9 protein-coding genes and 2 pseudogenes (2 of these 11 cut by a window edge) are annotated in these 10,613 nt (G+C 45.7%); 5 read left to right on the top strand and 6 right to left on the bottom strand.

All coding sequences use genetic code 11. From position 1 onward, the window contains the following. Together A2048_02565 and A2048_02560 are read left to right on the top strand one after the other, a co-directional pair. Positions 1 to 17 (top strand): annotated as a pseudogene (locus A2048_02565) (hypothetical protein); it begins 589 nt to the left of the window's first position. 35 nt (positions 18 to 52) lie between these two features. Then, entirely contained in the window at positions 53 to 856 is an 804-nt protein-coding gene (locus A2048_02560) for a hypothetical protein (GenBank protein ID OGP08936.1), read from the top strand. Here the strand turns inward: A2048_02560 and A2048_02555 are convergent, their stop codons facing one another. From A2048_02555 to A2048_02545, 3 genes are read right to left on the bottom strand one after another with little or no spacing between them, the layout of a single operon-like run. Beyond that, positions 857 to 1,510 carry a hypothetical protein gene (locus A2048_02555; protein ID OGP08935.1) on the bottom strand — a complete coding sequence of 218 codons (654 nt, stop codon included), beginning with the start codon at positions 1,508 to 1,510 and terminating at the stop codon, positions 857 to 859. It abuts the gene before it with no gap. Beyond that, positions 1,507 to 2,127 (bottom strand): hypothetical protein, encoded by a 621-nt coding sequence (locus A2048_02550; GenBank protein ID OGP08934.1) that lies wholly within the window; start codon positions 2,125 to 2,127, stop codon positions 1,507 to 1,509. Before A2048_02550 ends, A2048_02555 begins: the two co-directional genes overlap by 4 nt. Then, positions 2,124 to 3,878, bottom strand: a complete 1,755-nt coding sequence (locus A2048_02545; protein OGP08933.1) for a hypothetical protein — start codon at positions 3,876 to 3,878, stop codon at positions 2,124 to 2,126. The genes A2048_02550 and A2048_02545 overlap by 4 nt, the downstream gene beginning before the upstream one ends. On the opposite strand from A2048_02545, the gene A2048_02540 reads away from it, so the two are divergent. Continuing rightward, positions 3,879 to 4,871, top strand: a complete 993-nt coding sequence (locus A2048_02540) for a hypothetical protein (protein ID OGP08932.1) — start codon at positions 3,879 to 3,881, stop codon at positions 4,869 to 4,871. It begins immediately after the preceding gene. Positions 4,872 to 4,928: 57 nt separating this feature from the next. Here the strand turns inward: A2048_02540 and A2048_02535 are convergent, their stop codons facing one another. The 3 genes from A2048_02535 to A2048_02525 form a co-directional block, all read right to left on the bottom strand. After that, a complete protein-coding gene (locus A2048_02535) occupies positions 4,929 to 5,504 on the bottom strand; it encodes a hypothetical protein (protein OGP08931.1) in 576 nt (191 codons plus the stop codon). A gap of 101 nt (positions 5,505 to 5,605) precedes the next feature. After that, on the bottom strand, positions 5,606 to 6,331 hold the full coding sequence (locus A2048_02530; GenBank protein OGP08930.1) for a hypothetical protein: 726 nt from the start codon (positions 6,329 to 6,331) through the stop codon (positions 5,606 to 5,608). 82 nt (positions 6,332 to 6,413) lie between these two features. Then, a complete protein-coding gene (locus A2048_02525) occupies positions 6,414 to 7,154 on the bottom strand; it encodes a hypothetical protein (protein OGP08929.1) in 741 nt (246 codons plus the stop codon). Positions 7,155 to 7,435: 281 nt separating this feature from the next. Here A2048_02525 and A2048_02520 point away from each other — a divergent pair, with 281 nt between their 5' ends. Beyond that, a complete protein-coding gene (locus tag A2048_02520; protein ID OGP08928.1) occupies positions 7,436 to 8,746 on the top strand; it encodes a glycine--tRNA ligase in 1,311 nt (436 codons plus the stop codon). Between the two features lie 177 nt (positions 8,747 to 8,923). After that, a pseudogene (locus tag A2048_02515) lies at positions 8,924 to 10,613 on the top strand (pyruvate, phosphate dikinase) (it continues 1,007 nt past the right edge of the window).

Here is a 10,613-nt window from a genome sequence, read left to right as displayed (position 1 = left end):
AATCACGGAAAAGATAACACAAAAATACAAACTATATAAAGATAATAATTAAATGGTCAGAGCACTAGTGGCCTACCCAAATCTGAGATGGGACGAACCCGGGCGTTTGGATATCCGCCAATACTTCTCAAACGGCCACATCGATCCGGAATTCCAACCAGGAGAAAATCCAGTACAACTCGCACTGAATGTTAATGGGAGCCCCGTCCGATTGTTGCGCCTTTTTGTGCAACCATCGAATGGAACTAACAAGATTTTAACCCTTGGGTTAATCCACGAGGATAACCCTAGAAATCAAGATTGTGTCGTCGCGCGCTTCACGATGGATGGCATTCTTGATCCGACTTTCAACAATAATGGATACACCGTGTTAGAAAGACCTGATGGACCTGAATCCTGCGAGGATTTAATCCTTGAAGACCAAAGATTGATTGTCATTGGAAGCAGCCCCAGCGCTGGGATAATCCTATTCGGCCTCAACCAAAATGGCCAAGTTGATGACTTTTTCAGAGGACATCGCATGTCTATGCCACGTATCCGGTCTTTCACCTGGGGCTATGATGCCTTTGTCAAGAATTATGAAAATGTCCCTTACATCATTCTTATCGGAGGTGACTACAATGGGACAAGACCTGGGACAGCCAGTGTGATCCGCTATCATCTTCGTGAACAGGATGACGGTCCTGGTAATTTCGCTGTAGAGCCACCAGCAAATGCAGCTCAAAACCGTAATAGTGGCCATTCATACAACACCCTCGGCAAGAGCAAACCTAAGAAATCTCCGTCTGGAAAGGACGAAAAGCAAGATTCTAAGAAAAAGAACACGGGTAATGTCCTAAGACGATTGGGCCAATGATTAAAATGAAAAAAGATCCATCAACTCTGCCAATGATTGGAGGGAATAAGTGGGAATGAACCCATCTGGGTTAGGCCCTAAAAAGCCGTAATCTGCATAGGCCATATCAATACCCCCCGCTGCCTGGCAGGTTTGCCAATCAATTAAGCTATCCCCCACAAACAAAGCTTCGGAAGGCGGCACATCATACTCTTTAAGAAGTCTTAAAACACCTGTAGGATCAGGTTTTTTAGGGGCATCATCTCCGCCGCACACAATTGATTTAAAAAAATGAATTCCCCCGAGTTTTTTCAAAATAGGGTCGGTAAAAAGTCTTGGTTTGTTAGTTGCCAAAGTCAGAATCACTTGTTGATCGATTCTTTGGAGAGTTTCTTTAGCCCCCGGGTACCATTTTGTATATTCACAATAATGACGGGAATAAAATTCATTAAAAAGGGTCACAATCTCTTCTGTGGAAGGTTGTATTGCCTGCAAATAATCAAAGGCCGCCGCCATCAATTGCCGAACTCCTGACCCAATAAATCGCGTAATCGTGTCCATGCCCAGGGCCGGCAAACCATAGTGTTGCAAAACATGGTTTGTGGCATTGGCAATATCGGCCCTGGAATCAATAAGGGTACCATCCAAATCAAAAATGAGAAGTTTGGGGTTCATGTCTGACGCGTCTGACTTTTCAGACAGGTCAGACAAAACCACGAAAGAAAAACCAGCCCCAGAAAAAATCCGCCAACCACATCTGAAAACCAATGGACCCCCAAAGCCATGCGTGAAAAACCGATTGCGGCAATCAAAAAAAACAAAATTGTGTTTCCAGTTTTTTTCACCTTTAAAGACTTGGCGTAAAAAGAAAAAAGGACCATGGTCATTCCATAAAAAACGACAGCCCCCACCATATGCCCGCTAGGATAAGCAAAAGAAGAAAGGATTTCCCCCTCAAAGGGAATGGGCCTGTCACGATGAAAAAAAAATTTCAGCCCCCTGTTGACCAAAAGAGCCGTGGGCGTTAAACCCCCATAAACAAAGGCCCTGAAAAACTCCCTCTTTTTAACAAAAAACAGGATGCCAAGCACCGACAACCCATACAAAACTTCCGAACTCCCCAGACGAGAAATGACATCATTCAATGTAAGAAAAAACGGGGAATGGATTTTTGAAAAAAAATGGTAAACAGATTCATCCCATGCAGGAAAAACAGGGAATAAAAACACCAAGCTTATGGTGACAAAAAAGCCGACTGTACCAAGGTACAGACATTTTCTGGAAAGGCTCATTTTTGAAAAGTATGGGTGGCTTTATTCACTCGACGGAAAAAATCAAACTGGAACAAAGACAATATCGCCAAATAAATAATTGGATCTCCCCAATGCAAAAATTGACTTACGACACAGCCAAGCCCCAAAAACGTCAAACCAAGGGAACGTCTACGCTCCAAGGTTCTTAACATCCGGACAAAACCAACCATGGTTGAAAGTTTAAGCAGGCTTTTCCCTAAAATAATAAAATCCTGTGTGGCATTTTTAAGCGACTGGGCCAAGGGAAAATGAACCACCACACTGACATCGGCCTGGGCAAAAACATTGTTACCGTCCAGGACATACCCCACCATGCCTACAACCTCGCCCGCATCCTGCCTGTTCTTGATCTTTTTTATTTTTTCTTCCGGAAGACAGCGCGTATAAACCTGATCGAGCCCCTTGGCATAGGTAAGGTTGGTAATCATGTTATCTTGGTCGCCTGTGATCATGACAGAGCTTATCTTAAGCTTGTGCAAGGCTCCGAACAGGTCACGCGCATCCTCTTTTAATGTGTCTGAAAAACTCATGATGCCCTTGGCCTGCTTGTCCCAACCGCACAAAACAACGGTTTCCCCCATGGCCTCAAGCTCTTCAATTTTTTCCCTCATGGATCTGGAAATATAAAACTGGAATCTTTTAAGAAACCGCTGGTTTCCCACGACTACAAAACGGTTCGCGCCTCCCTTTTCGTAGACCTCGCCACAAATGCCCAAACCATGATGACTTTTAAAATCCTTAACCGAATAACGTTGTATTTCAAAATACCAGGGATGTGTTTTAACGCCTTGGGCGATTGGATGGGACGATGAAGCTTCCAATGAAAAAATCATCGAAAGAAAACTGCCCTGATTCACCCCTTTTTCCAGAAACACGTTTGAAAAATGAAATTCCCCACGCGTTAAAGTGCCTGTTTTATCAAAAAACAAGGTGTCCACTTCGCCCAAAGTTTTTATTTTTGAAGGGTGACTGACAATAATCCCCTTGGAGAACAATTCGGCAACGGCTTTTGCCCTCATTTTTTGCCGGTAAGAAGAGAGAAAAATAAAAGAGCCTAAAACCAAAAGGGAGCTTGTAAATAGGACCGCTTGATCCAGTGAAAACCAGGCGATTTCAAAACCCACCCAAGGAATAAAAAATAAAAAAAGAAACAACCATCTTTTCCATCCAAGGCTTTCCTTGCTTTTGATTTTGTCCAGGGCTTCGCCATACCGTGCTTTCACCTGACTTGTAAAAAAATCCGCTTCGGTTTTTTCAACTTGCACTGAAATGGTTCCGTCACGATTTAAAGTGCCGGCGCAAACAAGATCCCCCTTCATCATCAGCTGGGTTGTATCTTCCCGAGTAATTTGACTGGCTTCGATACTGGTGGCCCCTGACAAAATAACTCCATCACAGGGGACAATCTCCCCGGGCAATACCTTGACCACATCCCCTATAACCAAACTTGAAACATCCACCATGGTTTCCTGGTTCTTGACAATCTTGCGTGCCTGGGGAAGATGCCCTAAAAAAGACCCCCATTGGGCCTTGGAATTTGCATCTCCCAAAAATTTCTCATGGGCACCCAAAAATCCCATGACAATAATCTGGATGAGAAGAAAACCCACGCATCGTAAAAGACCGGGCAAACTCGGGGTATTTAAAAAAGTGTATACCCCCACATAGCCCCCAAGGGCCAAAAGGTTAAAAATGGAGAATCTCTTGTTTGAAGCGATAAATTTGATCACATGACCCATAAATTTTTAAAAACCACTTTCCTGTTAGGGCTATTGGGAATAGCCGGGTTAAGCTCATGGATTATCCTGGCTCCTTTTCCCAAACACCGTCTTGAACGTCTATTTTTTGGCGACATCCTTCCCCCCCTTCAAAATTTGAGGGGATTGAAACCAAAGTCGCAGACTGATTTATTTTCCCATGAAAAGCCAGCATCTTTAAGTCTTCTTCAAAAAACTTTCAACCTGGAAGAAAAAATAAAAAACACCCCCAACGATTTCGAAGATTTTGTGGAACTGATGCATTGGGTGCGAGACCAGTTTCCCCATGGCATCCCCCAACACAAACCCAACACTCAGGCCTTTGATGGACTGGCCCTGCTTGCCGGCAAAAACGACGAGAAATTCCTGTGTGGCACGGCAGCGCAACTCTTGGTTCAGGCCATTACCTCTGTAGGAGGCCATGCCCGACGCGTGGAACTCCGTTTTAGTTATCTGGATATGCATGCCGTTGTCGAAGCTTACAGCACTCATTATCAAAAATGGTTTGTGTTGGATCCTGACTACGATGTTTATTACACGCAGGATAATATCCCCCAAAATGCCCTCGAACTGCATACCCTTTGGACCAAAAATTGGCCCCAAGATGTCGTTATCCATTCCCGGGAAAGCCTCCACAACATATACAAGCCCGATCTCCCCTTAACAGATCCAACCCTCATCCGGGAGATTTTTGAAACAAAAAACTGGACTCGATGGGACGAGAAAATCAGCCAGACAAACCCTGTTTATTTTAAACAAGCCCGATTTTCAGTCAAACTCCTTAACTATTACACCCATCTTTCTTTTCCTTTAAGGACCGACTGGTTCTCACGTCCCCTGTCTTGGTGGCATCCAGAGGGAAACCACGTTCAAAACTCTGCGGTGCCGGATGTCCCTACCATGCGGCGGGATGAAGATTTCCTGGTTTGGATATCCCCCGACAAACTTTACGCGCCCCCAAAATAAAAAGGCTCCCCTTAACGGAGAGCCTTTTTGAAAAAAACATGATTTTTCTAACCAAGCTTATCTACGGGGACGCGTAATGGGCACCACGCAATCCACACGGTCACTGGTTCCTTTGTCCAATTCTTTGTAAGCCCAACCGACCACTTCCGTATTAAGACTATAGGTTTTACCGGGACGAGCTGAATTAATATCCGAGCTGTAAACAACGCGTTTGGCCCCTGTTTTTGGATTTAAGCATTCAACCGTCGCACCATCCAAAGAATCACGACGATTCCCGCTATTTGTTTTAACATCTTGGCTGATCAAACCCGAAACAACTTCCGTTTTATCACATTCCATACGGGACAAGTGTTGATGAGAACGTTCGGAAGGGGGCACCATGGTGTTTCCTGCTTTTACATTACGGCATAAAGCAGTAATGGCATCCACATGGTCTTGGTTGGGTAAATCGCTATAAGCTATTCCATGAACACGATACCCTTGAGGGCAGCAGCTTATGTGATAATGCCGGTCGTTGTTGTCACAATCACGACCGTATTCGATATTCCCCCCACAAGTATCTCTGGCGGAAGCCAAATTTGCCCATCCCATCATACAAACCATCAAATAAACTACTGCCAATATCTGTTTCATATTTTCTCCTTGGAGTTTCTTAAACACGAAAAGTGACAGATCACTAGTGATAAAATCACCAACGATTGAAAGTCACAATTTATATTTAAGTTCAAAAAAAATTATTTTTTCTTTTTTCCCGCTTTTGTCTCTGCATCGGACAACCGCAGGTACATACGTACCAGTTCATGTTTTGGATTTATACTCGACAATTTCATCCAGACTTTACGGGCCTCATGCTTGTTGTTTTGGGCATGAAGGGTAAGCCCCAATTGAATATAAGCATCAGAAAAGCTCGGCTTTTCCTTGATGATTTTTTGGAACTCACGAATAGCCTCGGCCTTTTTGCCTTCTTCCCTAAAACACACACCCAGTTTGTTGCGAATGTCATAATAATGGGGGGCAAACTCAAGTCCTTTTTTATATTCATCAATGGCTAAGTGATACAGGCCGATCCCACGATACAAATCGCCTGTTTCAGCATGTTTGTTGGCGACTTTGCCCTTAATGAAAGGATCAAGGGTGTCCTCCCCTTTTTTGGATTGCTGCTTGGATTCCTTAAGAAGCTGCTTGGATAATTTGTATTCTCCCAAGTCATTATAGAGCACGCTTAAATTAAGCATGGCCTCGGTATAGCGTGGATTGATTTTGAGGGCTTTTTGGAAATGGGTGATGGCTTTGCTGTATTGCCCCGTTTGATGGTAAATAACCCCCAACATATTGTAGACATCGGCAAACTCGCATTTATTGCCGATAATTTTCAAAAAAATCGTTTCGGCATTTTTATAGGCCTGGTTCTTGAAATAATTCTTCCCTTGATTGATGAGGTATTTGATATCTGCTTCCATAATGTTTATGTAGGGGCGCTTTTTGGTTGGTCACCGAGCGGAGTCGAGGTGAATCTCCCTTCGACTCCGCTCAGGGATCACTTTAATTAATTTTCGATTTGGCCTTGGCCAAAAATTTGCTACGGGGGTAACGCTCTTCAAACCGGGCCACCGCCTCCCGGGCCTTGTCCAGTTTTTTTGTCTTTACGTAAGAACTCACCAGATAATAAAAACTTTTTTCGTCATACCCCAAATAAGGGTAGTTGGTCACTATTTCTTCAAACCGGGGAGCCGCGGCCAGATATTCGTGATACTTGTAATAAAAACGTCCCACATAAAAATGAAGATGGGCCTGCTTGGATTTGGCTTGCGCCAGAGCTGCTTCAGAAACCTTGGCATAAGGAGACTGGGGAAAATAACGGGGAAGCACTTCCAGATTTTCAACCGCCAAATCAAGGTGCTCTTGGTCTTTATCGATGGAACGGGGAGTATCTTGAAGATAGGACAACCCGCTGCGGTAGTACGCATAATCTATTTTTGAATGGGATGGATAGGTCTTGATAAAGCTTTGATAGGTGTCAGCGGCCAATAAATAGTCTTTTTGACGGAAATAGGTGTCTCCAATAAGCAAATCAGCCTCTGCAGCACCGTCCTGGCCCGGATAACGGCTTTTAAAAACTTCGAGACAATCAACGGCTTCCTTGTATTTTTTTTGTGTTGAATATTTAAGACAGCGATTGAGTTCCTGGGATTGCCCCTTGGCCGGAGGAAGACGGGCCTGCTTGCCACCGCCACAGGCATTTAAGAGAACAAGCCCCAGAAATAAGTAGGATATTTTCTTCAATGAATAAACTTCTTTCAATTAAAGACCGAGTCATGGTTCGATTTAGACTCACCATGTCCAAATTAACTTTTGAAAAAATAAAGGACACCCTGAGCTACGTCGAAGGGTCACTCGCCATTTTATGAAAGTAGGTTCTAGTGGAATTTAAAAATGACTTCAAGATGTATTTCCGATTCACTTCCATGAACCGACAAAAGACAATCCATCCCGGGTAGCCCCTTTTTGGGAATGGAGTTTCGCTTGACCTGAAAGCCAGCAAAATGCTACCGATTCACTCCTTTATGGAAGAAATTGTTTCTCTAGCTAAACGCCGCGGGTTTGTTTTTCAATCCAGCGAAATTTATGGCGGAATCAACGGTTTTTGGGACTTTGGGCCCATGGGCGTTGCTTTGCGCAAAAACATCAAGGATTTCTGGTGGAAACGCATGGTGGAACTGCGTGATGACATGGTGGGAGTCGATACGTCCATTATTGCGCACCCTCAAACCTGGAAGGCCTCGGGGCATGTGGACTGTTTTTCCGACCCCATGGTCGACTGTAAAAAATGCAAGGGCCGTTTCCGTGCCGATCATATAAAAGATACCCCCTGCCCAGAAAAACCCTCCAAAAAAGTGGGGGAATGCGGTGGCGAACTCACCGAAGCCCGTGCTTTCAACCTGATGTTCCAGACTTTTGTGGGGGCCAATCAGGACAATGCTTCCATTGCCTATCTAAGGCCTGAAACCTGCCAATCCATTTTCACCCAATTTAAAAATGTTTTGACCACGTCACGGCAGAAAATCCCTTTTGGCATCGCTCAAATTGGCAAAAGTTTTCGTAACGAGATTACTCCGCGCAATTTCATCTTCCGCTCGCGCGAATTTGAACAGATGGAGATGGAATTTTTCATCCGTCCCACCAAGGAAGAAGGCCAAAAATGGTACGAATATTGGAAGGCCGAACGCCTGCAATGGTTTTATGATTTGGGAATCAAAAAAGAAAAATTGCGCATGCGTGAACATGAAAAGGACGAGCTGGCCCACTATGCCCAAGGCTGTGTGGATGTCGAATATGAGTTCCCCATGGGTTTTTCAGAACTTGAAGGAATCGCCAATCGCTCCAATTACGATCTTTCGCAACATATCAAATTTTCCAAAAAGGATTTAAGCGTGTTCGATGATGAAACCAAGGAAAAGTACGTTCCGGGCGTCGTTGAATGTTCCCTGGGTGTTGACCGCACCTTTCTGACACTGCTTTGCGATGCTTTTGCCAAGGACACGGCCGATGGAGAAGAACGCATTGTGCTGCGCTTTGCGCCCCACATGGCTCCCGTGAAAGCGGCCATTTTCCCCCTTTCCAAAAAATTGGAGGAGCCGGCCCGCAAACTAGAACATGCTCTTCGCAAAAAAATGACCACCGACTATGACGATTCCGGCAGCATCGGCAAACGTTATCGAAGGCACGACGAAATTGGCACACCCTTTTGTGTGACCTATGATTTTCAGTCGGAAGAAGACAAACAAGTCACCATCCGCGAACGCGACACGATGAAACAGGAACGCATTGCGATGGATCAGGTTGAAAGATATCTGGAGAAAAGAATAATTAAATAACCGGACCCTCTCGTTCCCACGCTCCTGCGTGGGAACGCCGTCTTTCGACGCTGGAGCGTCGACCTCTTGTGTTCCCACGCAGGAGCGTGGGAACAAGAGAATTTAATGCCGGTCACTGAGCGGAGCCGAAGTGAGCCGTCCCTTCGACTTCGCTCAGGGACCAGGCTTGATAAAATTATGGGTAAAAAGAACAAGAAATCATTCGCAAAAAAATCCGCCAAAATGGTTTATTTTTTCGGCAGCGGAAAAGCCGACGGCAAGGCCAGCATGAAAAATCTTTTGGGGGGCAAAGGCGCCAATTTGGCTGAAATGGTCAGCATGGGCATCCCTGTTCCCGCGGGCTTTACCATTACCACCGAAGTATGCACCGTCTACTATGACAACAACAGAAAATATCCTGCAGCACTTAAAAAACAGGTAGAAGAAAACCTGGCCAAGGTTGAAAAAGTAATGGGATCCACTTTTGGAGACCCCATCAATCCCCTTTTAGTCTCCGTGCGTTCAGGCGCCCGCGCCAGCATGCCCGGCATGATGGACACCATCTTAAACCTGGGCCTTAACGACCAAATCATTGAAGGCATCATTGTCAAATCAGGGAATGCCCGTTTTGCCTACGACACCTACCGTCGCTTTATACAAATGTATTCCAACGTCGTCATGGATATGGACGGCTCTCTTTTGGAAAAAGCATTGCATCACAAAAAGAACGAACGGAAAGTCAAACTGGATACCGAGCTTTCTGCAGACGACCTGAAAGAACTTGTGGGTATTTTCAAACAAAAAGTTCGCGAATACACGGGCAAGGAATTCCCCAATGACCCCATGGAACAATTATGGGGAGCCGTCGGCGCCGTGTTTACCTCGTGGATGAACAACCGCGCCATTGAATACCGCCGCATTTACAACATCCCCGGGCATTGGGGCACTGCGGTGAACGTACAAGCCATGGTCTATGGCAATATGGGAAATGATTGCGCCACCGGTGTGGCTTTTACGCGCGACCCCAACACCGGCGAAAAAATGTTTTTCGGGGAATACCTCATTAATGCCCAAGGGGAAGACGTGGTGGCCGGTATCCGCACCCCCCAGCCCATTAACGTGTTGGGCAAAAAGAAAAGCGGCGTTGACCTTCCTTCCATGGAAGAAACGCTGCCTGAATGCTATACCCAATTGGTCAAAATATACAAAAAGCTGGAAGTCCACTACCGCGACATGCAGGATATTGAATTTACCATTCAAAAAGAAAAGGTGTGGATGCTTCAAACGCGCAATGGCAAACGCACCGCCCAAGCCGCAGTCAAAATTGCCGTCGACATGGCCAGGGAAAAACTTATCTCTAAAAAGGAGGCCGTCCTTCGCTTGAATCCAAACCAACTTGACCAGTTATTGCATCCCCAGGTGGATCCCAAGGCCCCCAAAAATGTCCTTGCCAAGGGGTTACCCGCCTCTCCCGGGGCTGTGAATGGCCAGATCGTCTTTACAGCCGATGATGCCGTCACCTGGAGCGAACGCGGAGAAAAAGTGATTTTGGTGCGTGAAGAAACGTCTCCGGAAGATATCCACGGCATGAACGTGGCCCAAGGAATTTTAACCGCTCGCGGAGGCATGACCAGCCACGCCGCCGTCGTCGCACGTGGGATGGGTAAATGCTGTGTGGCCGGCTGTGGCGAAATTCATGTAAACCCTGAATCCAAGGAAATGGTGGTTAAGAGCAGAACCCTGCGTGAAGGCGAATGGATCACCCTCAATGGGTCCACCGGTGAAGTCATGCTGGGGCAGGTGGCCACCATTGATCCTGTCATGTCGAGTGATTTTTCACTCTTGATGAAATGGGCTGATTCCTTCCGGACCATGGGTGTGCGAACCA

The organism is Deltaproteobacteria bacterium GWA2_45_12, from assembly GCA_001797365.1.
GTDB lineage: Bacteria > UBA10199 > UBA10199 > UBA10199 > UBA10199 > UBA10199.
This window is presented reverse-complemented; position numbering and strand designations above follow the sequence as displayed.